Annotated in this window: 20 protein-coding genes; 19 read left to right on the top strand and 1 reads right to left on the bottom strand. The window is 60.5% G+C overall.

Going from position 1 to position 26,964, the window contains the following annotated elements; all coding sequences use genetic code 11:
- Positions 1–74 precede the first annotated feature (74 nt).
- The 13 genes from cobW to P3S72_RS17400 all read left to right on the top strand — a co-directional run bounded on the left by cobW (position 75) and on the right by P3S72_RS17400 (position 19,228).
- Complete coding sequence (gene cobW, locus P3S72_RS17460; protein WP_276193320.1) at positions 75–1,136, top strand: cobalamin biosynthesis protein CobW; 1,062 nt, start codon at positions 75–77, stop codon at positions 1,134–1,136.
- 3 nt (positions 1,137–1,139) lie between these two features.
- Positions 1,140–4,901: a cobaltochelatase subunit CobN gene (cobN, locus tag P3S72_RS17455; protein WP_276193319.1), complete on the top strand. Its 3,762-nt coding sequence runs from the start codon at positions 1,140–1,142 to the stop codon at positions 4,899–4,901.
- Positions 4,901–5,902 (top strand): AAA family ATPase, encoded by a 1,002-nt coding sequence (locus tag P3S72_RS17450; RefSeq protein ID WP_276193318.1) that lies wholly within the window; start codon positions 4,901–4,903, stop codon positions 5,900–5,902. Before cobN ends, P3S72_RS17450 begins: the two co-directional genes overlap by 1 nt.
- Before the next feature lie 53 nt (positions 5,903–5,955).
- Positions 5,956–6,558 (top strand): VWA domain-containing protein, encoded by a 603-nt coding sequence (locus P3S72_RS17445; RefSeq protein ID WP_276197946.1) that lies wholly within the window; start codon positions 5,956–5,958, stop codon positions 6,556–6,558.
- 110 nt (positions 6,559–6,668) lie between these two features.
- Complete coding sequence (vgrG, locus tag P3S72_RS17440) at positions 6,669–9,407, top strand: type VI secretion system tip protein VgrG (protein ID WP_276193317.1); 2,739 nt, start codon at positions 6,669–6,671, stop codon at positions 9,405–9,407.
- Positions 9,408–9,412: 5 nt separating this feature from the next.
- Positions 9,413–10,186, top strand: coding sequence for a hypothetical protein (locus P3S72_RS17435; protein WP_276193316.1), 774 nt, complete (start codon positions 9,413–9,415; stop codon positions 10,184–10,186).
- Positions 10,171–10,542, top strand: a complete 372-nt coding sequence (locus P3S72_RS17430) for a hypothetical protein (RefSeq protein ID WP_276193315.1) — start codon at positions 10,171–10,173, stop codon at positions 10,540–10,542. The genes P3S72_RS17435 and P3S72_RS17430 overlap by 16 nt, the downstream gene beginning before the upstream one ends.
- Positions 10,543–10,769: 227 nt before the next feature.
- Positions 10,770–12,863, top strand: a complete 2,094-nt coding sequence (locus P3S72_RS17425; RefSeq protein ID WP_276193314.1) for a lipase family protein — start codon at positions 10,770–10,772, stop codon at positions 12,861–12,863.
- A 225-nt stretch (positions 12,864–13,088) separates the two neighbouring features.
- Complete coding sequence (locus P3S72_RS17420; RefSeq protein ID WP_276193313.1) at positions 13,089–13,871, top strand: hypothetical protein; 783 nt, start codon at positions 13,089–13,091, stop codon at positions 13,869–13,871.
- A gap of 116 nt (positions 13,872–13,987) precedes the next feature.
- Positions 13,988–14,353: a YceK/YidQ family lipoprotein gene (locus tag P3S72_RS17415; protein ID WP_247403701.1), complete on the top strand. Its 366-nt coding sequence runs from the start codon at positions 13,988–13,990 to the stop codon at positions 14,351–14,353.
- A 56-nt stretch (positions 14,354–14,409) separates the two neighbouring features.
- The gene (locus tag P3S72_RS17410) at positions 14,410–14,763 is read left to right on the top strand and encodes a PAAR domain-containing protein (RefSeq protein ID WP_276193312.1); all 354 of its coding nucleotides are present in this window, start codon (positions 14,410–14,412) and stop codon (positions 14,761–14,763) included.
- 2 nt (positions 14,764–14,765) lie between these two features.
- A complete protein-coding gene (locus P3S72_RS17405; RefSeq protein WP_276193311.1) occupies positions 14,766–15,926 on the top strand; it encodes a hypothetical protein in 1,161 nt (386 codons plus the stop codon).
- Between the two features lie 299 nt (positions 15,927–16,225).
- Entirely contained in the window at positions 16,226–19,228 is a 3,003-nt protein-coding gene (locus P3S72_RS17400; RefSeq protein ID WP_276193309.1) for an ImcF-related family protein, read from the top strand.
- Positions 19,229–19,260: 32 nt separating this feature from the next.
- Here the strand turns inward: P3S72_RS17400 and P3S72_RS17395 are convergent, their stop codons facing one another.
- On the bottom strand, positions 19,261–20,208 hold the full coding sequence (locus P3S72_RS17395) for a DUF1853 family protein (RefSeq protein ID WP_276193308.1): 948 nt from the start codon (positions 20,206–20,208) through the stop codon (positions 19,261–19,263).
- 144 nt (positions 20,209–20,352) lie between these two features.
- On the opposite strand from P3S72_RS17395, the gene P3S72_RS17390 reads away from it, so the two are divergent.
- The 6 genes from P3S72_RS17390 to pepN are packed head-to-tail and all read left to right on the top strand — an operon-like array spanning position 20,353 to position 26,854.
- Positions 20,353–21,243, top strand: a complete 891-nt coding sequence (locus P3S72_RS17390; protein WP_003217892.1) for an NAD(+) kinase — start codon at positions 20,353–20,355, stop codon at positions 21,241–21,243.
- Complete coding sequence (locus tag P3S72_RS17385; protein ID WP_276193306.1) at positions 21,243–22,214, top strand: metallophosphoesterase; 972 nt, start codon at positions 21,243–21,245, stop codon at positions 22,212–22,214. Before P3S72_RS17390 ends, P3S72_RS17385 begins: the two co-directional genes overlap by 1 nt.
- On the top strand, positions 22,211–23,083 hold the full coding sequence (locus tag P3S72_RS17380; RefSeq protein WP_276193305.1) for a rhomboid family intramembrane serine protease: 873 nt from the start codon (positions 22,211–22,213) through the stop codon (positions 23,081–23,083). Before P3S72_RS17385 ends, P3S72_RS17380 begins: the two co-directional genes overlap by 4 nt.
- A gap of 12 nt (positions 23,084–23,095) precedes the next feature.
- Positions 23,096–23,356, top strand: a complete 261-nt coding sequence (locus P3S72_RS17375) for a DUF1315 family protein (RefSeq protein WP_247395729.1) — start codon at positions 23,096–23,098, stop codon at positions 23,354–23,356.
- Positions 23,353–24,183: a DUF2797 domain-containing protein gene (locus P3S72_RS17370; protein WP_276193304.1), complete on the top strand. Its 831-nt coding sequence runs from the start codon at positions 23,353–23,355 to the stop codon at positions 24,181–24,183. The genes P3S72_RS17375 and P3S72_RS17370 overlap by 4 nt, the downstream gene beginning before the upstream one ends.
- A gap of 13 nt (positions 24,184–24,196) precedes the next feature.
- A complete protein-coding gene (pepN, locus tag P3S72_RS17365) occupies positions 24,197–26,854 on the top strand; it encodes an aminopeptidase N (protein WP_276193303.1) in 2,658 nt (885 codons plus the stop codon).
- The last annotated feature ends 110 nt before the right edge of the window (positions 26,855–26,964 follow it).

Below are 26,964 nucleotides of genomic sequence, written 5' to 3'. Positions count from 1 at the left end.
ATCCGGTGACGAAATCTGCTGCTGCGCGCTGCGCAGGGCCTATCGTCCCGTATGCCCGCCCCCAAGGGCATCCGATGAAAACACTGGCCAAACTCCCCGTCACCATCGTCACCGGCTTTCTCGGCTCGGGTAAAACCACCTTGCTGCGCCATATGCTCGATAACGCCCAGGGCCGTCGCATCGCGGTGATCGTCAACGAGTTCGGCGAGCTGGGCATCGACGGTGAAATCCTCAAGCAGTGCTCCATCGGGTGCACCGAGGAAGAAGCCAACGGTCGCGTGTATGAGCTGGCCAACGGCTGCCTGTGCTGCACCGTGCAGGAAGAGTTCTTTCCGGTGATGCGCGAGCTGGTCGCCCGTCGCGGCGACCTCGACCATATCCTCATCGAAACCTCCGGCCTGGCCCTGCCAAAGCCCCTAGTGCAGGCGTTCCAGTGGCCGGAAATCCGCAGCGCCTGCACGGTCGATGCAGTGATCACCGTGGTCGACAGTCCCGCTGTGGCGGCCGGCACCTTCGCTGCGTTCCCGGACCAGGTCGACGCCCAGCGCAAGCTCGACCCGAACCTGGACCACGAATCACCGCTGCATGAGCTGTTCGCCGACCAACTGGCCAGCGCCGACCTGGTGATCCTCAACAAGTGCGACCTGATCAGCCCCGAAGACCTGGCCCGCGTGCGCCTGGAAGTCGCCGAAGAGCTGCCGCCGGCGGTGAAGATCATCGAAGCCAGCAGCGGTCGTGTGCCGCTGGACGTGTTGATCGGCCTGGACGCCGGCTCCGAAGAGCACATCGACGGTCGCCACAGCCATCACGATCATCATCACGAAGGTGAAGACGATCATGATCACGATGCGTTCGACTCCATTTCCATCGACCTGCCCCAGTCCGACGAAGCGCTGCTGCTCGACGCCCTGACCCAACTGGTGGTGCAGCACGGCATCCTGCGCGTCAAAGGCTTCGCGGCGATCCCGAACAAGCCGATGCGCCTGCTGATCCAGGGCGTGGGCACGCGCTTCGACAAGCACTTCGATCGGGCCTGGAGCGCCGACGAAGCGCGCATCACGCGCCTGGTGCTGATCGGCCAGGATCTGGATGCGGCGGGCCTCGAAGCGCAATTGCGCGCCGCCCTCAGCGTTTAACCCATGCACCTGCTCAGGACCCAGCCCGGCGGTTTCGTCGCGGACGACAATATTGCCGACCTTGGGCAAACCCCCGCCGAGCTGGTGATCCTGTGCAGTGGCGACTCCAGCCTGGCGCTACTCGCTGAAGCGGCCCAGCAATTGCCCGAGGACTACCCCAGCTTTCGCCTGGCCAACCCGATGCAGGTGCAGAACCATGCGTCGGTGGACTTGTATGTCGATGAAGTGCTGCGCCACGCCAAGGTCATCCTGATTTCCCTGCACGGCGGGATCGGCTATTGGCGTTACGGCATCGAGCGTCTGGTGGCGTTGGCTGAGCGCGGGGTCACGTTGATCCTGGTGCCGGGGGATGATCGCCCGGACCCGGAGCTCAGCGGTCTCAGCACCGTGGATGCCGCAGCGCGCGAGCGCCTGTGGCAGTTCCTGCGCCAGGGCGGCCTGGGCAATGCGCTGGATTTTTATCGCTGCCTGGCCAGCGGCTACCTGAGCCGCGACTATGCCTGGGCCGAGCCGCAAACCCTGCCGCGCAGCGCGATTTATCACCCGCGTAAAGCCAATGCGTGCCTCAACGACTGGCAGTCGGACTGGAATTCCGAGTTTCCGGTGGCGGCCGTGCTGTTCTACCGCTCCCATCTACAAGCGGCCAATACCGGTTTTATCGATGTGTTCTGCCAGCGCCTGCTGGCGGCGGGCCTGAATCCGTTGCCGATGGCGGTGGCCAGTCTGAAGGAGCCCGGCTGCCTGACGGCGGTCGAGGATTGGCTGGATGAAGTGCAGGCATCGGTGATTCTCAACACCACTGGCTTTGCCCAGTCCAGCCCCGAGGCGCCACATTTGCGCCCGTTTCGCCGCAATATCCCGGTGATTCAGGCGATTTGCGCCCAAGATAATCAACCCGGCTGGCAGGCCAGCGAACAAGGTCTCGGCCCGCGTGACCTGGCGATGCACATTGCCTTGCCGGAACTGGATGGCCGGATCATCAGCCGGCCGATCAGCTTCAAGGACCTGGCCTGGCGTAGCGAGCGCAGCCAGTCGGATGTGGTGTGCTATCGCGCAGCGCCGGAGCGCATGGACTTTGTCGCTGAACTGGCGCGCCGTTGGGTCGAACTGGCGCGGGTGCCGAATGCCGATAAGCGCATCGCCCTGATCCTTGCCAACTACCCCACGCGCGACGGTCGCATTGGTAACGGTGTGGGCCTGGACACGCCGGCGGCGGCGCTGAATATCCTGCGGGCCTTGCAGGCCGAGGGTTATCCACTGCCGCAGGTCCTGCCGGAAAGCGGCACCGCGCTGATCCACCAACTACTCGGTGGCGTCACCAACGACCTGGACAACCTCGACCTGCGCCCGTGCCACCAAAGCCTGGGCCTGGACGACTACGAGGCGATGTTCAAGCGCCTGCCCGAAGCCAACCGCCAGGCGGTGCTGGAACGCTGGGGCACGCCCCACAACGACCCGATGTGCCGCGACGGCCGCCTGATGATCGCCGGCCTGCGCCTGGGCCTGACGTTTATCGGCATCCAGCCGGCCCGTGGTTATCAGGTAGACGCCAGTGCGGTGTACCACGACCCGGACCTGGTGCCGCCCCACGCTTACCTGGCGTTCTATTTCTGGTTGCGCCACACCTACGGCGCTCATGGCGTGATCCACGTCGGCAAGCACGGCAACCTGGAATGGCTGCCGGGCAAGGGTGTCGGGCTGTCGGAAAATTGCTGGCCCGACGCGCTGCTCGGGCCGCTGCCGAATATCTACCCGTTTATCGTCAACGACCCGGGCGAGGGCGCCCAGGCCAAGCGCCGCACCCAAGCGGTGATCATCGATCACTTGATGCCGCCGCTGACCCGTGCCGAAACCTACGGGCCGCTGCGCGACCTGGAGCTGTTGGCGGACGAATACTACGAAGCGCAGTTGCTCGACCCGCGCCGCGCCCGCGAGCTGCAAAAGGACATCCTCAAGCTAGTGCGCGAAACGCGTATCGACCAGGAACTTGAGCTGGACAGCGATGCCGACGCGGCCATCTGGCTGCCGCGCCTGGATACCTACCTGTGTGACTTGAAGGAATCGCAGATCCGCGATGGCCTGCATATCTTCGGCGAGTCGCCCCAGGGCCGCTTGCGCATCGACACGTTGCTCGCGTTGCTGCGTATCCCCCGTGGCGACGGCCGAGGCGCGCAATCGAGCCTATTGCGGGTATTGGCCAAGGCCTTCGAACTGGCTTTCGATCCGCTGGACTGCGCGCTGGCCGAACCTTGGACCGGTCGCCGTCCAGAGGTTTTGCAAAAGATCGATCCCCAGCTGTGGCGCACGGCCGGTGATACCCGCGAGCGTCTGGAGCTGTACGCCGCGTGGTTGATCGAGCACGCGCTGGAAGGGCCGCTGGAACAGTTGGAAGAGCCCGGTTGGGAGGACGTCAAGTCAGTCATCGAAAGCCTGCGCGGTGTCGTGGCGCCGCGCCTGGATGCGTGCGGCCCGGCGGAAATGCGCGGCTTGCTCGATGCCCTGGGCGGCCGCTTTGTACCGGCGGGCCCAAGCGGCGCGCCGAGCCGGGGCCGCCTGGATGTGCTGCCCACCGGGCGCAATTTTTTCAGCGTCGACGTGCGCAACCTGCCGACCACCACGGCCTGGCGCATCGGCTTCCAATCGGCCAACCTGATTTTGGAGCGGCATCTGCAAGACCACGGCGACCACCTGCGCCAGCTCGGCCTGTCAGTGTGGGGCACCGCCACCATGCGTACTGGCGGCGACGATATTGCCCAGGCCATGGCCCTGATGGGTGTGCGCCCGGTGTGGGCCACGGGCAGCCAGCGGGTGGATGACTTCGAAATCCTGCCGATCAGTTTGCTGGACCGCCCGCGTGTCGACGTGACCTTGCGCGTGTCCGGGTTCTTCCGCGATGCCTTTGCCAACCTGATCCGCCTGTTCGATGCAGCGGTACAGGCGGTGGCGGCGCTGGACGAGCCCGACGACATGAACCCGCTGGCCGCCAAGGTCCGCAGCGAGCGCCAGGCTCTGCTTGAGTCTGGCCTGGACGAAGCCGCAGCGGCGAAACAGGCCGGTTGGCGTATTTTCGGCGCCAAGCCCGGTGCCTACGGCGCGGGCGTGCAGGGCGCGATCGATGGTCGCCTGTGGCAGAGCCGCGAGGACTTGGCCGAGGTCTACCTGAACTGGGGCGGCTATGCCTATGGTGGTGCCGACGAGGGCACCGCCGCCCGCGAGCAATTCGCCCAGCGCCTGAGCCAGGTGCAGGCGGTGCTGCAGAACCAGGACAATCGCGAGCACGACCTGCTCGATTCCAACGACTACTACCAATTCCAGGGCGGCATGCTCGCGGCCGTGGAAACCCTGAGCGGCGATAAGGCCGCCAGCTACCATGGCGACCACAGCCAGCCGGACTTGCCGAAGATCCGCACCTTGAAGGAAGAGCTGAACCGGGTGATCCGTTCCCGCGCCGCCAACCCCAAGTGGATCGAAGGCGTGAAACGCCATGGCTATAAGGGCGCATTCGAGATGGCGGCGACCGTGGACAATCTCTTCGCGTTCGACGCCACTACCGCGCTGATCGACGATCATCAATACGCATTGCTCGCCGACGCCTACCTGCTCGACCCCGACACCCGCGCCTTTGTGCAACAGCACAATCCCGATGCCCTGCGGGACATGACCGAGCGTATGCTCGAGGCCCAACAACGCGGCATGTGGCAGGCGCCGGGGGCGTATCGCGAGGCGTTGGAAAACCTGTTGCTGGATATAGAAGAAGACAGCTGATGACTGATATTCCCCATTTTCCGCTGTCAGCCGTGGTCGGCGCCGACGACCTGAAGCTGGCGCTGTGCCTGACCGCCATCGACCCGAAGATCGGCGGTGTGCTGATCGAAGGCCCGCGTGGCATGGCCAAGTCCACCCTGGCGCGTGGGTTGGCGGACCTGTTGGCCAGTGGTCAATTCGTCACCTTGCCGTTGGGCGCCACCGAAGAGCGACTGGTCGGCACCCTGGATCTGGATGCCGCATTGGGCGAAGGCCGCGCGCAGTTTTCACCCGGCGTGCTGGCCAAGGCTGACGGCGGCGTGTTGTATGTCGACGAGGTCAACTTGCTGCCTGATCACTTGGTGGACCTGCTGCTGGACGTGGCCGCCAGCGGTACCAATCTGATTGAGCGCGACGGCATTTCCCACCGGCATTCGGCGCGCTTTGTGCTGATCGGCACGATGAACCCGGAGGAGGGTGAGTTGCGCCCGCAGTTGCTCGACCGCTTCGGTTTCAACGTGGCTTTGAGCGGGCAAACCGTGCCGGCCGAGCGTGGGCAGATCATCCGTCGGCGCCTGGACTTCGACAGCGACCCCGCAGCGTTCTGCGCGCAGTGGGCGCAGCCGCAGTCGGCGTTGCGCGAGCGCTGCACCCAGGCGCGGGCCTGCCTCGACAGCATTGCATTGGATGACGAGGCGCTGGCACAGATCACCGAGCGCTGCTTTGCCGCGGGCGTGGACGGTTTGCGCGCCGACCTTGTGTGGTTGCGTGGCGCCAGAGCGCATGCCGCCTGGCGCGGCGCGACGGCCATCGCCGAGGAAGATATCGAAGCCGTGGCCGAGTTTGCCTTGCGCCATCGCCGCCAGGCGCAATCCCCACCGGCAAGCCCACCCAACCATGAGGGCCAGGCGCCCCAAGCGTCCGACACCTCACCCGGCCAAGGCCAGTGGGGCGATATGCCTGCGCCGGCCTTGCCCACGGGCGCTCGCCGAGACGTGCCCGCCTGGCCAAAAAAGCCCTAGGCATCCGCCTCCGACCTGACGCGGGGGCGGATGCCCGGCCCAAGGCGGGGCCACTGGATAAAGGCAGGCACGGCAAGCCGCGCAGCGCGCAGCAGGGCGCGATCAACTGGCCGGGCACCTTGCTCGGGGGGCGGCCGCAGTGTCGTGAGGATCTGCGCTTGCACCTGCGCAGCCGCTCGGCCCAAGAGTTATGGTTGGTGATTGTCGACGCCTCGGCGTCCACCCGACGGCATCGTGCGTTGACCGATGCCAAAGGGTTATTGGCCCAACTGTTGGATGACGCCTACCGGCAGCGGGCGCGCATGGCATTGCTGACGGCGAGCGGACAGTCGCCGAAGTGGCAGGTGCAGGGCCTGAAAGCCGCGAAGAGCCTGATGGGTTGGCTGGATCAGCTCGGCGCGGGCGGCGGTACGCCGCTGTTGGCCGCGCTGAGCGAGGCGGAGCAATGGCTGGCGGCGCGCAGAAAACGCTACCCCACCGAGCAGCAGCGGTTGCTGGTAATGACCGATGGGCGGCTCAAGGAGATTGTCGCGTTGCCAGCGCTGGATTGCCCGGGGTTACTGATCGATATCGAGCGTGGGCCGATTCGGTTGGGGAGGGCACGAGAGCTGGCTCAGCGCCTCTATTTGGACTATCGACATATCGATAGTTTTTAGGCTCTAAAACCCAATCGGGAAGTGTCGCTCTTGTAAAGTCGAATTTTCCGACATTATTCAGCGATAACAAATCTTTACTCTCTGGGCTCTCGCGTCCAGGAGTAAAGGGAATGACTTCCAGCGTACTACCGAGCGTTTTTTTCGACCACGGCCGGCACACCCTGAACGTGCGCAACGTCGAAACCCGTTTCGACGTGTTGGCCTTTGAGGGCCAGGAATACCTGAGCCAACCCTTCACCTATCGCATAGAGTTCACCAGCACCGAACGTGACCTCGGCGCCGAAACCCTGCTCGGCCAGGCCGCCCGTTTCAGCCTGCACGCCCCACCGCAAAAACCACCGGCCTTGGGCTTCAGCGCGCCCGAGATCAAACCGCTGCGTACCCTGCACGGGGTGGTCACCGGCTTCAAACGCCTGTCCGGCTCCGCTGATGAAGCCCGCTACGAAATCACTCTGCAACCGCACCTGGCTCTACTTGGCCAAGGCCGACAATTTCGCATCTACCAGCATCAATCGGTACCGCAGATCGTCGAAAGCATCCTGCGCAGCCGCCACGATTTTGAAGGCCAGGACTTCCTTTTCAGCCTGGTGCGTGAATACCCCAAACGCGAACAGGTTATGCAGTATGGCGAGAGCGATCTGGCCTTCATCTCGCGCCTGCTGGCCGACGTCGGCATCTGGTACCGCTTCACCAGCGACGAACGCCTGAATATCGACGTGGTGGAATTTCACGATGACCAGCGTCACTACCAGTTTGACGTGGCGTTGGCCTACCGCCCGCAATCCGGGCTCAGCAGCAGTGGGCAGGACGGCGTGTGGGCCCTGCAATCGAGCCACCACGTGGTGGAACAGCACGTCAATATCCGCACCTACCATCACCGCGTGGCCAACGCTCACCTGAACGGTGACATCGACCAAACTCGCGGCGCCAACGGCACCTATGGCGAGGCTTATCACTACGCCGAACCCTACACCGTCATGGGCGATCGCTACGCCCATGACGAAGACCTGCAAAGCGAAAGCGGCTACTTCTACGCCCGGCTGCGTCACGAGCGTTACCTCAACGGCCAAACGCGACTCAGCGGCGTCAGCAGCAGCGCAACCCTTGCTCCTGGGCAGGTACTTAAAATATCCGGCGGCGCGCCACAGGCTTTCGCCCCTGGTGCGGTGATCACCCAACTGATCAGCCGCGCCGCTCGCGACGCCAGTTACGAAGTGACGTTTGAGGCCATTCCCTACTCGGAAACGGTGTGCTTTCGCCCGGAGTTACAAGACAAACCGCAAATCGCCGGCACCGTCCCGGCCCGCGTCACCAGCCCGCAGGCGCATGACCCCTACGGGCACATCGACATCGAAGGGCGCTACAAGGTCAATTTCCTGTTCGACCGCGACGCCTGGAAACCCGGTGAAGAAAGCCTCTGGCTACGCCTGGCCCGACCCTACGCCGGGGATACCCACGGCCTGCACCTGCCGTTGATTCCCGGCACCGAAGTCGCCATCGCCTTTGAACAGGGCGACCCGGACCGGCCTTACATCGCCCACGCGCTGCACGACAGCCAACACGTTGATCATGTGACTTTGCGCAATTACAAACGCAACGTGCTGCGTACTCCGGCGAATAACAAGCTGCGCATGGATGACACGCGGGGGCAGGAGCATATCAAGGTCAGTACTGAGCACAGTGGTAAGAGTCAGTTGAACCTGGGGCATTTGGTGGATGCTGCGAAACAAAAGCGTGGGGAAGGGTTTGAGTTGCGCACTGATGGGTGGGGTGCGATTCGTGGGGGGAAAGGTTTGTTTATCAGTGCGGACGAACAGAACCGGGCTCGGGGTGAACAACTCGACATGGTGGCTGCCATTGAGCAACTGAAAAGCGCGCTATCTCTGGCGCGCTCCCTGGCACAGGCTGCTCACAGTGCTGGAGTGCCGTCTAGCGATACCGACAGCCAACTAGAGTTACTTCAGGCACTCAAGGGATTGGCACAACCGGGAGTATTGCTACATGCACCGTCGGGTATCGGCGTACTCAGTCCTAAAGCCGTATGCCTGTCTTCCGGAGGGGAGAGCGTGGGCATTATGGCCGCACGTAACACGGACATCAGCGCCGGGCACGACATCACCGCAACCGCTGAAGGTGGTGTGAGCGTATTTGCGCAACGTGGCGACCTGCAACTCAAGGCGGCTCAAGGCAAAGTTGAACTGCACGCTCAGGGCAGTAACCTCCATGCGTTGGCAAAGACCGACGTTAAGATCGAAAGCGTCGAAGGCCGTATAGAAATCAAGGCCCCGCAAGAACTGGTGCTCAACTGTGGCGGTGCCTATATCCGTTTAAAGGACGGCGATATAGAGCTGGGAGCGCCTGGCAACATCTACCTAAAAGCTACCGATGTAAAAAAGTTTGGCAGCACCAGTCTCAATACTCCAGCGTCACCGTTGCCGACGGGTTACGCGGCTAGCTACACCTTGAAAGACGCAGCCCAGGCAGCGTTGCGATTCAGCCGCTACCGGATAACCACTCAGCAAGGTGAAGTATTCAATGGAGTAACCGACAAGCATGGCAAGACGATGAGCGTTCATACCGCGCTGCCGGGGAACTTGAAAATCGAGCTGCCAGAGACTGAAAAGTGGATCAGCTTTTCTGCCCCGTCGAAATCAAATTATCAAGGCATAAAATGCACCGCGGCCATGGATGATGGCGAGGTGTTGGAGGGCGAGTTTGATGGTGAAAACAAAGTAAGTTTTTATTCTTTTACGGGTAATTCTTGCATCAAGTTCGAGGTGCAATGCCCGGAGCATCAAGAAGACTTACCTAGCACCGCAGACAAACTGCTACGAGAGCTGGGGGAGTAAATAATATGGATGCTTTTTACCGGAACTATATGGCTCGACAAGATCATCAGGTTGACGATGATACTTTGGAGGGCGCTCTTGAAAGTTTTGAGGGGGCAGCGCTCAAGTTTTCTTCAGGATTTATAAATGATGCGAGGCAGCGTGATAACTACAGCAGCAATATTAAGCGAGTCAAGGCGCAGGTGTTGGCGCAAGTCAATGCGGGGAAAGTGTCAATAAAGGAGGCGGCGGAATTCTGCTACGAAGCACGAAATAAAATCATGGCGGAAACCAGGCAGAAAACCTCAATGCCCGGACGGGCTATTGCAGAGAAAAGGAAGGTTGTTTCTCCGGATTTAGAAAAGCTATTGGACGAAAAAGCCGGCAAAAAATTTGGTAAAAACTTTGCGGCGCTCAATGCTGAGCAAAAAAATGCCATGTATTACGAAATCGTAGAGTCTTCGGCGAGGCCTAACACGGGATTTAATACTTTAAATCGAGTGTTAAAAGTCTCAGGTAAGGTTTTGATTGTCGTGACGGTCGCTTATGCAACCTACGAGATCGCGAATGCAGAGAATAAGCAGAAAGAGTTGATCAAGCAGGGTATTACGATAAGCGGTGGTTTTGCAGGAACTACCTTGGCGAGTTTTGCCGTCTCTACCGTGTGCGGGCCCGGCGCGCCGTTTTGTGCAATCGGTTTAATGCTGGCGGGCGGGGTTGCCTCTGGCTGGGCGGCCTCGAAATTAGCGGACTCCCTCGACGATGAAATAGAAGAGTTTACTAAATGGAAAATCAATTAGATCAGCGTCAACTCTGGGCTGCACTCTCTCATTTATTTGTAGATGCCAATGTTGACTACAAACACATTGCAGGGGTGGCAAAGAATTACTCTGTTGAGGAGGTTGAGTTTGCTTTGTTTGAGAGAGTGGCTCCGGTATGCGTCAGTAATATGCTGGCGCCAGTGCCACCTGTTTGCTGGTATTTCGATAAGGAGCAGTTGGTGGCTGATATTGAATCCTTGGTCAAGAAGAGGGTCGAGCAGGGGGTGATCGGTAAATGTCTATCTGGTGTGATGGGGCGATTGATACGGATTGTTAGTGCAAAAGTGTGGGCCGAGCTAAAGGCTGAAATCGAAAGGGTCAAAAGTGAGGGGTAATGCGAATTTGAGAACTTTAAGTGTTGCCGGGTATAAGCCGCGACCAGGTATTGTTTTGGTTGAGTAGTCGGAGTAGCGGTTATTTGTTTTTTTATTATTCAGGATATTCATTTTTATTAATGGGTTTTTAGGCCGGGGTGGCGTGTTGTGAAGTGTGGGGTCGATTACCCCGATTGACTCAATTGATCGGGTGATTGCTCAGAGAATATAAATTTTTAAGGGGTTATATGAACGATCCAATGCACCGCACGGATACCCTCAATCCGAGCAAGGACTTCATCGGAGGGGAACAGAAACAGCATTGGATCGAACTCCAGTTGCTGGACGAGCAGGGTGCGCCCCTGGCGAACATGCCCTATCAGGCGATCAACGACGCCATCCGGGAGAGGTGCTTCCCCGAATGTGCGGGGCTCAGCGATGCTCAGGGCGTGATCCGTATTGAGGGGCTGCACCCGATTCCCATCACCCTGAAAGTGCAGGCCGATCCTTTGGCCGAGCTGCTGCAAACCCGTCGCTTGCGTGCCCTGCGTGCCGAACCGCCTCGGCCCGTAATCGGAGATCGGACCCCGCTGTATGGTCCGCAGCATTCGGGTTTCTCGCCCGTCGAGAAGCAGGCCCTCGCGGCAGGTCACTGCTACCACTACCTGCGTATCGGTCAGTTATGCGACCGATTACCGACCCTTGATCCGCCTTTGGAGGACCCGAAGCGGCCTCCGGCCTTTCACTTCCCGGACCCGGCATTCAGCGGTTTCACCGTTGAGTACGAAGCGCTGAATCGCCGTCACGTGTTGGAAGTTTACCCCTTCCGTGCCTGGTCTTTGGTTCTGCATCACCAACCCGAATACAGCATGGCCAATGCCTATAACCTTGGGCTGATGGCCAACCTGTCCTACAGCATTGTCGCCCAGAACATGTTGAAGCAACGACCGGGCACCGATCCCAGTACCGTCTCAGGCTCGGTGGAGGAGTTCTTTTTACGTCAGTGCCTGGACCTGTCGCGCACGCCGGTGATGATTGACTCCGGAGGGACGCGTCTGCCAGCACTGGTGGTAGACGTCCCCTTCAACCAGCGCTACACCACGGCGGTTATGCTGGATTCGCTGGAGGCCAAGCGCCCGTCGGGCACCTCCGAGATTCCGCGGCTCATCATCGAAAACACCCAGTTGTTCTATTGCATCAACCAGACTCAAGTGGTTGTGGCCTGGCGCGGGACACAGGAACCCAAGGACTGGCTGACGGATGTGCTGTACCGCCCGATGCCGGCCGATGGCAGCGGCTGCGACTTGAAGTCTGCGTGTACGCCTTTGACGGATGTCGGCAGTGTGCACTATGGGTTTTTGCATGCGTTTGAGGTGGCTAAGAAGCTGTTTTCTCAACGCTTTGATGACATTCAGAAAGCGTTAGCTAATAGAAAACTGTTCATTTGCGGCCATAGCCTGGGCGGCGCCCTGGCTCTGATCCACTCCGCCGAGCTGAAAGATCGCAACCCCCTGCTCTACACCTACGGTATGCCCCGTACCTTCACGGCCAAGGCACTGGAGCGCCTGAAAACGGTGACCCACTTTCGCCATGTCAACGACGCCGACACCATCACCAGCGTGCCACCCGAGGCGGAACTGGATAACTGGCTTTACGATGCCCTGGGGCCGCTGGGCCACGACCTAGGCTACATCTGGTCCGTGGGTGAACTGGTGGCCGGCAAACTGGTGCGCTTTGGCGACCCCTACTGGCATCACGGCCAAATCGCCATGTTCTACCGCGCTGACCAGCATGTGGAGTCGCGGGCCTCAAATAACCCCGTCGAGCGGAGTAGAGAAGGCCTGGGCGCGCCTTACCACACCACCATTCTTAAGCGTTTGCCGCACCGAGCCCGCCTCTACCTGGTGCCCAGCCTGAGCGATGAGTTCAGCCGCTTCGCCTGTGAAGAGCAGAAGGCCCTCATTCGCTCGATGAGCCGGGAAAGCCTGACGCGGTTCTTTCCGTCACACACTAATCCTGAACGTAGCACTCGCCGCAGTAACCCGATGGATCACTCGATGGTCGCTGCCTACTTACCCTTCTTGCACAACCAGTTGCTGGAGTTGAGCGATCCCGAACGGCCACTGGAGCGCAAGGCGCAACGGGCGAAGTTCGAGACGCAGATGCATGGGTTGGGCGTCCCCGAAGCGGAAAAGCACCGCAACGAGCAGTTCCTTGCCTTGCAGAAGTTGTTACCCATGGCCTTGCGCATGACTCAAGACCTGGAAGGCGGCCCTGAAGCCCTGCAGCGTTTCTGCCGAGAGCGAGAGTTCGGCGTGATGATCGAGATCACCCAAGCCTGAATCTACGCATCGGGGTGCGATAGCCACCCAACACATTAGCCATAAGGGAACACATAAAACCATGAACATTCTGATCCGCCCTGCGCAGGGTCCAGTGCAACACGTGAACTACCAGGCAGTCGAGGAAAGCGGGGGGTACAGCCAACCCACTCCCTCCCGTTACCCAGGTGCGATAACCGTCGAGTTTCCCGACGCACTGCTAGCGATCACGGAGGAACACAGCCTATGAATATTCGCCTAAGCCCCATGAGCGGCGCTTTGTTGCTGCTGCTCTGCCTAAACGGTTGCGCCCAGAACCGGACCTTGGCACCGCCACCGGGCGGGGAACAGGTCAGCGTCGTGGTGAAGGTCCCGCAGAACCTCACGGCGGAACCCATGCAGGTGATGTACCGCTCGGAGAAATGCCCGATCAAACGATCCGGGCCAGACTGGACCACTTATGAAGAGGACGGTTACTTGTCCACTACGGTTCAACCGCAACAGCAGGGGCAGAGCGGCCTATATGAGGCCAAGTTGCCCATCAATGGCGGTAGCCGATGCCAGTGGCAACTGAGTAATGTGACTTTTGGCGTCACCTACGCCAATACAACGCACTTTGGCGAGAATGTTAAAGCGGGCCCTGGGGGCGGGGTGATCGTGATGTTCGATAAGCATCTGCCACAACAACGTTCTGCTTTTCAGCCAACGATAGAAGTCAACGGTGACGTGCTGATCAGTAAAGACTATTACCCTTTGGTTAACGAGCAATTCATTGGTCGACATGAAACGCGCGCGTGGCTATTCGGTGAGGGTGAAATCTATTTGTATTATCGGGCCTCCGACGCTAGGAGGGTGACTTTCGAACCGCTGCTGCATGCCAACTATGCATTGTATTCGGTGGAGCCAAAGGTGCAGGGCGAGGGTTATACCCGCTATATCTACCCCGATGGCAGCGTGGTGGCTGATGGTCGTGACCCAAGCTTCAAGAAACTGCAATCCATTCGCCTGACTGCGGAGAAGGCTCGATGAATCGCATGTTTCCTTCTGTTCAGGCCTTACGATTAACGCTTAATGTTTTATCCCTGATGTCGGCTAACGTGAGCCTTAGATAAAACTTAGTCATGTATTTATATTGGGTGTTTGCGATGGTTTATTTGAATTTAATTGCGTGTGCTGGCCATTCTCGCTTTAAAAACATTGTGAGGGTTAGTCAGGGAAGTGGTTGTGCGAAGCGCTTAAAGTTCGGGTTTTTAGGGCTTGTTGCCGGACTGCATTCGGGCTGTGCGGCAATAGGGGCGGCAGTTATGAATGGCCCGACTTGCCCTTATCAAGGCGTTCAGCTGGATTTTCATGCAGCGACTGATTGGACACTGATCAAAGGGAGTAATGGACTGATTATTCCGTTAGCTATTATCGATTTACCTTTTTCTTTTGTTTTCGACACGTTGACTCTTGGGAGTGCATTAGAGGCTGACAACGGCGAGCTGAATTGTCCGCGAAAGTTTACGTAGCGATTGGGCACTGGCCAGCTAAAAGGTAGTGCGTTTTTGGGGCGAACTAATTTTTATTGGTCGAAATCAATCCTCTAACGAATATTTTGATCATTTTTATGGAAGCCTGTTTTTCAATGGGCGAGTTTTGGAAAATTTTATATATGTCACAAGGATTTGTTTTATTGGGTGATAAAACCACTCACGGTGGAGAAGTGATATCGGCCTCATCCACGATGATCGTAAATGGCAAGCGAGTAGCACTGGTCGGAGACAAAGTTCGTTGCCCGCTGCCGGGGCATGGCGTCAACAAGATTGTTGATGGCTGCCCGGACTGGTCTGAGGGTGATCGGGCGATGGTGGTCAACGGCTGCCGCTGTGAGTGCGATTGCCAGGTGATTTCCAGCGCTCCCGATTGTGGGGTGGGTTAGTCATGGGCTGGGATCGTCAGGCACCTCATGTGGTGGACGCTCCAAAACCGCCGGTGCTGGGCCGTTGGCTATTGGCTGCACTCATGGCGGTGCTGGTCTGCGTGCTGCTGTTTTTGCTGCATGCCTCCGAACGGATACCGTTACTGAATACGCTCAACATTTGGGCATTGTCCGCTTCGCCATTGGTGGTCTGGATCCTGGCGTTCGCTGCGCGTGCCCATGCCTATGGGACTGCGTTGAGCCATTGCCAGTTTCTGGAGGAGGAGGCGCAAAGTGCGCAGCGTTCCTGGCAGGGTTGGGCGCAGCGCTACCTGGCAGTGTCTGCCAGTTGCGTGCTGCTGCCTGATCAGGTGTCTGCGAGTGTATTAACTCAGGGTTCCTTTGATTTACCTCCCCGCACAGGGCAAGCACGGCGTATTGCGGCTTTGCCTGTAGGCTCGGAGCGTGCTCAAGCCGGATTGCAGATGTTGATTCAGGCATTGGTGCCGGCACTGCATGCGTTACCGACGGGGCAGGAACTGCGCGTCACCCTGCTGAGCGATGTCGATCCCTGCGAATATGAAGCCTTGCGCGATGCCTGGCAGCAGACCTGGACCATCACGATGAGCCGACCGCTACCCATAGCGCTCACCTTGGCTAGCGAATTGTCGTACCGGTGGATCGATGAATCGTTGAAGGCCGCCACCGCAGCCATTGAGTTGATTCTGGTGCTCCAGGTGCACGGTGATGACTCGTACTCCGACGGGCTTGCCGCCTTGCTGCTATGCCCGGACAGCCTGGCAATCGTCTTGGAGCTACCGATCACGGCTGGTTTGTTGCGGCCAATGCCATTGGATATCGACGCGCTGGACAGCGAATTACTGTTGTTTCTGCAAACCCAAGTGAGCGCTTGCCGGGCAACCGGCATGTTGGTCGACGCCGCCGACTGGCAGCCACTGACCGAAAAAATGCTTGCAGTAGCAGGCGCCCATGGTGCTTCGCTCAAGGCGGAGCGGCAGTGGACTCAGGAACGTCTGTGCGGGCTATCGGGCCCGCTCGGTCATTGGCTAGTAACTGCGCTGGGTGTGGAAATATCCCGGCATCAGCGCGAGCCTTTGTTGGTATTGGCACGAGAAGAATCCCAGCACTGGATGAGCACTATTACCACGGGAGAGTTGGCATGAACGTTTGGAGTAATTCATGGCGCCGCGCGGGGGCAGCAGTGTGGATCATTACGCTGGTAGCCGCGCTGGGCTGGGTGATCTGGCGTTATGGCGATCAGATCGGGCTAGCTGAGAATTACCACAAACTGTTGGTTTTTCTGCTGATTATCACCATTGCAATGGTGGGCTTTCTGGCACCACGGTTATTAGCGCATCTCAAACGACAAAACCACCGCGAGCAGGGGCGGGCGGATAAGGTCTATCCCCCGGCAGACTCACAGATGGTTTTGCCTCGCCAACCGATTGTTCATGTCTCAGAGATGCGCGCGCATTTACGTGACCACCACGGTATTTTCTGGCGCCGCAAAACCCGCCTGCTTCTCGTCATCGGCGAACCCACCGAAATCGAAGCCATCGCCCCAACCCTGGCCGATCAGCAATGGCTCGAAGGCCAAGGCACGGTCCTGTTGTGGGGAGGCAGTGCCCAGGCCGCGCTGGATCAATCATTCCCTAAGCACTGGAGTGGGCTGAGCCGCAGGCGTGCGCTGGACGGGGTGGTTTGGGCGTTGAACAAAACCCAGGCCGCCGACGATGCCGCGATGGGTAAAGGTGTACGCCAGGTGCGGCGCCTTGCCCGTGACCTGCACTGGCAGTTGCCGTTGTACCTGTGGCAGGTCTGCGAGAGTACATGGGCGCAGGACACTCGCAAGGCGCAGCCGGTGGGCTGCCGGTTGCCCGAGCGTTTCACGGCGGCGGCATTGGAAACCGCCCTGACGCGCTTGCTGGAGCCTTTGCGCCGCGAAGGCTTGGCGCAGATGAACGGTGTGATGAAGCATGATTTTCTGCTGCGCCTGTCCCGGGATTTACAGGGCGAGGGCATCGCCCGCTGGCGTCATACGCTGGCGCCTCTGGGCAGCGATTTTGCTCAGGGTGTGCCGTTGCGTGGGGTGTGGTTCAGCCTGCCGGTACAGCGCTCGCCGCATGATCAACAACAGGAGTGGTCGGTTGCCTCGGTGTGGCACGGCGTACTCGGCGATAACGCCGGTGGCCGCCGGCTGGGCTGGAGCGTGCCGCGCGTTGGCTATGCGCTGGTGCTGGGTTTGGCGACGTTATGGGGCGCCGGATTGTTGCTGTCGTTTGTCAGCAACCGTGCGCAAATCGCCCAGGTGCAAAGTTCGTTGGCGGCATTGCAGCAGACGGGCAGTAGCGACGAGCAACTCAGCGCACTCAACGATCTGATGCGCGAACTGGCACGCCTGGATTACCGCGCCGAACACGGCGCTTCTTGGTACCAGCGCTTCGGCCTGAATCAAACCCCAGCGCTGCTTGAAACGGTGTGGCCACGTTACGTCGAAGCCAACAACCGCCTGATCCGTGATCCGGCCGCCGCCGCTTTACGCCAGCAGCTCACCGCGCTGGTCAAGCTGGCGCCGGACAATCCCGAGCGCGCCGAACGCGCCCGCGATGCCTACGACCAGCTCAAGGCCTACCTGATGATGACGCGTCCGGACAAAGCCGACGCCAATCTTCTGGTCAAAACCCTGAGCAACGTGGAGCCCTTCCGCGCAGGGATAGCACCAGGCCTCTGGCAAACCCTGTCGCCCAATCTGTGGCAGTTCTACGCCGAGCACCTGGCTGAAAACCCGGCGTGGCGTATCGACACCGACGCGCAGCTGGTCGCACAAGTCAGGCAAATCCTGCTCGGTCAATTGGGCCAACGCAATGCCGAGGCCAACCTGTACCAACAACTGCTCGATGACGCCGCCAATCACTACCCGGCCTTGAGCCTGCACCAACTGGTCGGCGACACCGACGCCCAGGCCCTGTTCACCACCGACGCCAGCGTGCCCGGCGTGTTCACCCGTCAGGCCTGGGAGGGCCAGGTGCGCCAAGCCATCGATGCGATCGCCGAGGCGCGCCGCGAGGAAATCGACTGGGTGCTCAGCGACAAACCCGTCGATATCGACACCCACCTGAGCCCGGACCAGCTCCGCGAACGGCTCACTGAGCGCTACTTCCAGGACTACGCCAGCGCCTGGCTGGATCTGTTCAACAGCCTGCGCTGGCAGCAGGCCGCGAGCCTCGATGAGTCAATCGACCAATTGACGCTGATGAGCGATGTACGCCAATCGCCGCTGATTGCCCTGATGAACACGCTGGCCTATCAAGGGCAGGCCGGCACTCGCAACCAGGCCCTGGCCGACTCGTTGATACAGTCCGCGCAAAAGCTGATCGGGCAGGATAAGGCCCCGGCGATCGAGCCGTTGGTCCACGCATCCAAGGGCCCATTGGACGCCACCTTCGGCCCGTTATTGGCGCTGCTGGACAAGAACAACAATGACGGCCTCAGTCTCCAGGCCTTCCTCACCCGCGTGACACGGGTGCGATTGAAATTGCAGCAGATCAGCACCGCGCCTGACCCCCTGGAAATGACCCAGGCTCTGGCGCAAACCGTCTTTCAAGGCCGCAGCATCGACCTCACCGACACCCAATCCTACGGCAGCCTGCTGGCTGCGAGCCTGGGCGCGGAGTGGGGCGGGGCGGCGCAGACGCTGTTCGTGCAGCCATTGGAACAGGCCTGGCAACGCGTCTTGCAACCGTCCGCTGCCGGTCTCAATAGCCAGTGGCAGCGCTCGATCGTCAGCCATTGGAACGCTGCTTTCGCCAGCCGCTATCCCTTTGCGGCCACCACCAGCGACGCCTCGTTGCCGATGTTGGGGCAAATGATCCGCGCGGATTCCGGGCGTATCGCACAGTTTCTACAGCAGCAATTGAGCGGCGTGCTGCGCAAGGACGGCAGCCGTTGGGTAGCCGATCCACGCCACAGCCAGGGCCTGCGCTTCAACCCGCAGTTTCTGAGCGCCATCAATCAACTGAGCGACCTGGCCGATGTGCTCTACACCGACGGCGGCATGGGACTGAGCTTTGAACTGCAAGGCAAACCCGTGCGCGATGTGGTGCAAACCACCTTCATCCTCAACGGCGACCGGCACCAGTACTTCAACCAGAAAGAAAGCTGGCAGCGTTTCAACTGGCCGGGCCGCAGCGACTATCCCGGCGTGAGCCTCAGCTGGACCAGCGTGCACGCCGGCGAGCGGTTATTTGGCGACTACCCCGGCACCTGGGGCCTGATCCGTTTGCTGGAAAAAGCCCAGGTCACGCCGTTGGACGACGGTGACAGCCGCTACCGCCTGGCGCTCAAGGCGCCTGACGGCTTGAACCTGACGTGGCACCTGCGCACCGAATTGGATGCGGGGCCGTTGGCGTTGCTCAAACTGCGCAGCTTCGCGTTGCCGCAACAGATATTCCTCAATGAGGGCTGAGCCATGGAGTCGGTGAGGCGGCTCCTTGCCGGTCAGGAAGCGCCCGGCACATTCGGCCAAAGATCCGCCACCAGAAACAGCCGCTCAGCTTCCTCCCAATCCTCGCCGTTCTGAACCAGCCGCACCAGCAATTGAGCCGGAGCCATTGGCGCCAGGTCCGCCAGCCATCCTTGCATCTGTTCTTCGCTCCACACCGCTTCTGCCAGGTAATGCGCCGGCGCCAGCCACGCATGCCGGGGCAAGGGCTGCCAGCGACCGGGTGCACTGACGCTGACAAAGTCGCGCCAATCACGCTGATGCAGCCAGTGTCCACGCAAATGCTCTGGGTGAGCGCCGTGGGGCGGTTCAGCCTGGCCAGGCCAGGGATAGAGCAAATAGCCGCCGAGCCACAAGTGCGCATCGAACTGCTCGATGCCCAGCGCCGCCAACGCCTCGTGGCTCTCCGGGCGTGCCGAAATCGGCAATTGATGCTGGGCCAGGTGCGCCAGCTTGCGATCCAGCCGATCATGACAACCCGGCCCCAGCCACCGTGCGGTGTCCTGGCCGTTGCCGTCCTGCGGGCCGAGGTAGAGTTTGATCGCCAGCTCCAAGTGATGCACGCCATCGCCGTCGTGCAGCAGCATGTCCAGTTCACCCAGGGTATGCCCGGCGCGGCGGATCGGCAGATTAGCGGCCAACAGTTCCACGCCCGGCGCATGCTGCACCGCGAACTGCCACAGGCGTTCGTAGTAAAGGCCCAGGCGCCGGGTGCTTGCCAGGTTCAGCCAATGCTGCAGGGGGCTGCTGTCCTGGTCCAAGTGCCGCAGCCAGTGTTCGAGACGGTCGGGCGCCCGTACCCAGTCGCTGCCGGCCAGCGGATGGCGTTGCGGCCACGGCGTTTGCGCGAGCATGGGCGGGGCGAGCATCACCCACGCCAAGTCGCGCACCTCGGGATGGCGCAGTTGGCGGGGCAGGTTGTGCAAGTCGGGGAAGACGGTCATGGTCCGAGCATAGCCTTTTACGCAAGGTCGGGTGGCTGAGAAGCGTTGTCATCAAGGCTTCACAGCGACAAAGGATTTTGCCTGACGGGGCCTTTCGCCCATAATCGTTCTTTTTTGCCACACCCCCAATCCCGCAGGAGCCCCATGGAGCAATTTCGCAATATCGGCATTATCGGTCGCCTGGGCAGTACCCAGGTGCTGGACACCGTCCGCCGGCTGAAAAAGTTTCTGCTCGAGCGCCACCTGCATGTGATCCTCGAAGACACCATCGCCGAAATCCTCCCGGGCCATGGCCTGCAAACCTCGTCGCGCAAGATGCTCGGTGAAGTGTGTGACATGGTGATTGTGGTCGGCGGCGACGGCAGCCTGCTCGGCGCCGCACGGGCGCTGGCGCGGCATAACGTGCCGGTGCTGGGGATTAACCGTGGCAGCCTGGGGTTCCTGACCGATATTCGTCCCGATGAGCTGGAAGTTGAAGTGGCCAAGGTGCTCGACGGCCATTACCTGGTGGAGAACCGGTTCCTGCTGCAGGCCGAAGTGCGTCGCCACGGCGAAGCCATTGGCCAGGGCGATGCCCTCAACGATGTGGTGCTGCACCCCGGCAAATCCACGCGGATGATCGAATTCGAGTTGTATATCGACGGCCAGTTCGTGTGCAGCCAAAAGGCCGATGGCCTGATCGTCGCCACGCCCACCGGCTCTACCGCCTATGCGCTGTCGGCGGGTGGGCCGATCATGCACCCCAAGCTTGATGCCATTGTGATTGTGCCGATGTACCCCCATATGTTGTCCAGCAGGCCTATCGTGGTCGACGGCAACAGTGAGCTGAAAATCGTGGTTTCCAAAGACATGCAGATTTACCCGCAAGTCTCCTGTGACGGGCAGAACCACTTCACCTGCGCCCCCGGCGACACCATCACCGTGAGCAAAAAGGCGCAGAAGCTGCGGCTGATCCATCCGCTGGACCACAACTACTATGAAGTGTGCCGCACCAAGTTGGGCTGGGGCAGCCGCTTGGGGGGTGGAGGCGACTGATGCTCGATCCCGCGCGTAGCTACGACCTGATTGGCGATGTGCACGGTTGCGCCCATACGCTTGAGCACTTGCTCGACCAGTTGGGCTACCACAAGCACGCTGGCACCTGGTGTCATCCGTCGCGCATGGCGGTGTTCCTCGGCGACATCATCGACCGTGGCCCGCGGATTCGCGAGGCGCTGCACATCGTCCATGACATGGCCGAGGCCGGGCAGGCGTTATGCATCATGGGCAACCACGAGTTCAATGCCCTGGGCTGGGCCACGCCCGCGCCGCCGGGCAGCGGCAAGCAGTTCGTGCGCGAACACACGCCACGGCACGAGCGGTTGATTCACGAGACCCTGACCCAATTCGAGCATCACCCGGGCGACTGGCACGACTTCCTTGGCTGGTTTTATGACATGCCACTGTTTGTCGACGCCGGACGTTTCCGCGTGGTGCATGCGTGCTGGGATGACGGGTTCATCCAGCCGCTGCGCGCGACCTTTCCGGATGGCTGTATCGATCAGCATTTCCTGCAGGCCGCCGCGGTGCCGGGCAGTTTCGCCTGCAACGCCTTCGACCGCCTGCTGCGCGGCACCGACATGCGTCTGCCGGACGGTTTGACCCTGACCGGCGGCGATGGCCTGACGCGTTCGTTCTTTCGCACCAAGTTCTGGGAGGAAGACCCGAAAACCTACGGCGACATCGTGTTCCAGCCCGACGCATTGCCGGAGCCGGTGGCGCGTACACCGTTGTCGTCTTCTGAAAAAAATTCCCTGCTGCGTTACGGCGTCGACGAGCCTTTGTTGTTCGTCGGGCATTACTGGCGCAGCGGCAAACCTGCGCCGATCCGTCCGAACCTGGCCTGCCTGGACTACAGCGCGGTGCTGTACGGCAAGCTGGTGGCGTATCGACTGGATCAGGAAACCCGCCTCGATCCGGGTAAATTCGTATGGGTCGACGTTGAGCGACCCGAGGTGATTACATGAGTGCGGTGCCCGTATTACGCTTGCCGCTGAGCGTCGACCTGGGTGGCTTCGTCAAACTGCTGCAACGCATGCAGGTGCCCCATCGCGTCAGTGAAGAAGCGGGCGAGCAGGTGTTGTGGGTGCCCGAGACCATCAGCGACGACGTGCGCGTCTTGTATCAACGTTTTCCGGCCGGCGATCCGGACCAGCAACTGGATATTCCCGAGCAGGCACCGGTCACGCGCCCGGGGGTTGTTCAGCAAGTGCGCCATAGCCCGGTGACGGCGCTGGTGCTGCTGGCGAGCCTGATCGTCGGCGCGGTGACCTTGCTCGGTGAAAACCTGCAAGCCATGAGCTGGCTGACCTTCCTGCCGTTCCGGGTGATGGGTGAGTACATCCAGTTCACGCCGCTGGCCGATACATTGGCCTCGGGCCAGTGGTGGCGGCTGGTCACGCCGATGCTGATCCACTTCGGCATCCTGCACCTGGCCATGAATGGCATGTGGTACTGGGAGCTGGGACGACGCATTGAAGCGCGCCAGGGCAGTATCAACCTGCTGGGCCTGACGCTGTTGTTCAGCCTGGCCTCCAACTTCGCTCAATACACCTATGGCGGCCCGGGCCTGTTTGGTGGCTTGTCCGGCGTGTTGTATGGGCTGCTGGGACACTGCTGGATCTATCAACTCCTCTCGCCCAACCCGGCCTATCGCCTGCCCCGTGGGGTACTGGTGATGATGCTGGTGTGGCTGGTGCTGTGCCTGTCGGGGCTGGTCTCGATGATCGGTTTCGGCGAAATCGCCAACGCCGCCCATGTCGGCGGCCTGGCCATCGGTTGCCTGACCGGCTTGTTGGGCGGTTTGTACAGTCGTCGCAAATCCACTATTCGTTAAGGAAGAGCCTGAATGTCCTCTTTTGCTGAAATGATCGAAAACATCACCCCGGACATCTACGAGAGCCTCAAGCTCGCCGTCGAAATCGGCAAATGGTCCGACGGCCGCAAGCTCACCGCCGAACAGCGTGAGCTGTCGTTGCAAGCGATGATCGCCTGGGAAATCCAGAACGTGCCGGAAGACCAGCGCACCGGTTACATGGGCCCGCAGGAATGCCAGTCTAAGTCGACCACCGTGCCGAACATCCTGTTTAAGTCGGATGCGATCCATTGATTGAAATTGGTCGCGGTGCAGTCAGCAAAATGTCGGCGCAACTCGGTGAGCCGACTGTTCAATACGCGTTTCGTCTGGGCGATACCGAGGTGCCGGTCAACCCGTTGATCGGCACCCATGTGCGCCTGGAATACCTCGGTGCGATCCATTGCAGCCATTGCGGCCGCAAGACCAAGACCAGCTTCAGCCAGGGTTATTGCTACCCGTGCATGACCAAACTGGCCCAGTGCGACCTGTGCATCATGAGCCCCGAGCGTTGTCATTACGCCGCCGGCACCTGCCGTGATCCGGCGTGGGGCGAGCAGTTCTGCATGACCGACCATGTGGTCTACCTGGCCAATTCGTCGGGCGTCAAGGTCGGCATCACCCGCGCCACCCAATTGCCCACGCGTTGGCTGGACCAGGGCGCCAGCCAGGCGCTGCCGATCGTGCGTGTGTCCACGCGCCAGCAGTCCGGTTTCGTCGAAGACCTGTTCCGCAGCCAGGTGGCCGACAAAACCAACTGGCGTGCCTTGCTCAAGGGCGATGCGCAATCGGTCGACCTCAAGCAGGTGCGCGATGAGCTGTTCGCGTCTTGCGCCGACGGCCTGGTGAGTTTGCAGGAACGCTTTGGCCTGCAAGCCATCCAAACGGTTGCCGACATTGAACCGATCGAAATCCGTTACCCGATTGAGCAATATCCGACCAAGATCGTCAGTTTCAACCTGGACAAGAACCCGATTGCCGAAGGCACGCTGTTGGGGATCAAGGGCCAATACCTGATCTTCGACACCGGCGTCATCAATATTCGTAAGTACACGGCCTACCAGCTCGCCGTGCATCAGTAAAAGGATGCCATCCATGCGCACCGAACAACCGAAGATGATTTACCTGAAGGACTATCAGGCGCCGGACTACCTGATCGACGAGACGCACCTGACCTTCGAGTTGTTCGAGGACCACAGCCTGGTCCACGCGCAGTTGGTGATGCGCCGCAACCCCGAGCGTGGCGCCGGCTTGCCGCCGTTGGTGCTGGACGGCCAGCAGCTCGAACTGTTGAGCGTGAACCTGGCTGACCAGGAATTGACGGACGCCGACTATCAGTTGACCGACAGCCACCTGACCGTGCAGCCCACGAGTGAGGCCTTCACCCTCGACACCACCGTCAAGATCCACCCGGAAACCAACACCGCCCTCGAAGGCTTGTACAAGTCCGGCAGCATGTTTTGCACCCAGTGCGAGGCCGAAGGGTTCCGCAAGATCACTTACTACCTCGACCGTCCGGACGTGATGAGTACCTTCACCACCACCGTGATCGCCGAGCAACACAGCTACCCGGTGCTGCTGTCCAACGGCAACCCGATTGCCAGCGGTCCTGGCGAAGACGGCCGTCACTGGGCCACCTGGGAAGACCCGTTCAAGAAGCCGGCGTACCTGTTCGCGCTGGTGGCCGGTGATTTGTGGTGTGTCGAAGACAGCTTCACCACCATGACCCGCCGTACCGTGGCGCTGCGTATCTATGTCGAGCCGGAAAATATCGACAAGTGCCAGCACGCCATGATCAGTTTGAAAAAATCCATGCGCTGGGATGAAGAGACCTACGGCCGGGAGTACGACCTCGACATCTTCATGATCGTCGCCGTCAACGACTTCAACATGGGCGCCATGGAGAACAAGGGCCTCAATATCTTCAACTCCAGCGCCGTGCTGGCCCGCGCCGAAACCGCCACCGACGCCGCACACCAGCGGGTCGAGGCGATCGTCGCCCATGAGTACTTCCACAACTGGTCGGGCAACCGCGTGACCTGTCGCGACTGGTTCCAACTGTCGCTCAAGGAAGGCTTCACCGTGTTCCGCGACTCGGGCTTCTCTGCGGACATGAACTCGGCCACGGTAAAACGCATCCAGGATGTGGCCTACCTGCGCACTCACCAGTTCGCCGAAGACGCCGGTCCCATGGCCCACGCCGTGCGCCCGGATAGCTTTATCGAGATTTCCAACTTCTACACCCTGACGGTGTACGAAAAGGGCTCGGAAGTGGTCGGTATGATCCACACGTTGCTCGGCGCCGAAGGCTTCCGCAAAGGTAGCGACCTCTATTTCGAACGCCATGACGGTCAGGCCGTGACCTGCGACGACTTCATCAAGGCCATGGAAGACGCCAACGGCGCCGACCTCAGCCAGTTCAAGCGTTGGTACAGCCAGGCCGGTACGCCACGCTTGGCGGTGAGCGAGTCCTACGATGCGGCGGCCAAAACCTACAGCCTGACTTTCCGCCAGAGCTGCCCGGAAACGCCGGACAAGGTGGAAAAGCTGCCGTTCGTGATGCCAGTGGCATTGGGTCTGCTGGACGCCAAGGGTGCCGCTATTGCGTTGCGCCTGGCCGGTGAGGCAAGCGCTGCCAGCACGTCCCGCGTGATTTCGGTGACCGAGGCCGAGCAGACCTTCACCTTCGTCGATATCGCTGAACAACCGCTGCCTTCGCTGCTGCGCGGTTTCTCGGCGCCGGTGAAACTGAGCTTCCCATACACCCGTGATCAGCTGATGTTCCTGATGCAGCACGACAGCGACGGCTTCAATCGCTGGGATGCCGGCCAGCAACTGTCGGTGCAGGTGTTGCAGGAGCTGATTGGCCAGTATCAAGCGGGTCAGCCGCTGAAGCTGGATCAGCGCCTGATCGACGCATTGCGCACGGTATTGAGCGATGAAAGCCTGGACCAGGCGATGGTCGCGGAAATGCTCTCGCTGCCAGGTGAAGCCTACCTGACGGAAATCAGTGAAGTGGCCGATGTCGACGCCATTCACACCGCTCGCGAGTTTGCCCGCAAACAACTGGCCGACCACCTGTTTGAAGGCTTGTGGCTGCGTTACCAGGCCAACCGCGAACTGTCCAAGCAAACCCCGTATGTGGCGGCTGCCGAGCACTTTGCCCGGCGTGCCTTGCAGAACATTGCGCTGTCGTACCTGATGCTCAGCGGCAAGCCGCAAGTGCTGGCGGCGACGTTGGACCAGTTCGATACCAGCGACAACATGACCGAACGCCTGACTGCATTGGCGGTGTTGGTGAATTCGCCGTTCGAGGCGGAAAAAGCCAAGGCCCTGGCGACGTTTGCCGAAACCTTCAAGGACAACCCGCTGGTCATGGACCAGTGGTTCAGCGTGCAGGCCGGCAGCGTGTTGCCGGGCGGGCTGGCGCGGGTCAAGGCGTTGATGGAACATCCGGCGTTCACTATCAAGAACCCGAACAAAGTACGCGCGCTAGTGGGCGCGTTTGCCGGGCAGAACCTGATCAACTTCCACGCCGCGGACGGTTCGGGCTATCGCTTCCTGGCGGACCTGGTGATTCAGTTGAACGGCTTCAACCCGCAGATCGCCTCGCGCCAGTTGGCGCCATTGACCCGCTGGCGCAAATACGACAGCGCGCGGCAGGCGCTGATGAAGGCGGAGCTGGAGCGCATTCGTGCCTGCGGTGAACTGTCGAGCGATGTGTTTGAGGTAGTCAGCAAGAGCCTTGCGTAAACCACGCAATTAAAAAACGGCCGGTAGGCCGTTTTTTTTCGCCCCGGATAGTGGGTGGCCGAGCTGCTGCTGACATTTTCTGACAGGGTGCTCTGGTAAGCTGGCCACTT

Origin of the sequence: Pseudomonas sp. D3 (assembly GCF_029320995.1) — a bacterium.
Classification (GTDB): domain Bacteria; phylum Pseudomonadota; class Gammaproteobacteria; order Pseudomonadales; family Pseudomonadaceae; genus Aquipseudomonas; species Aquipseudomonas paraveronii.
This window is presented reverse-complemented; position numbering and strand designations above follow the sequence as displayed.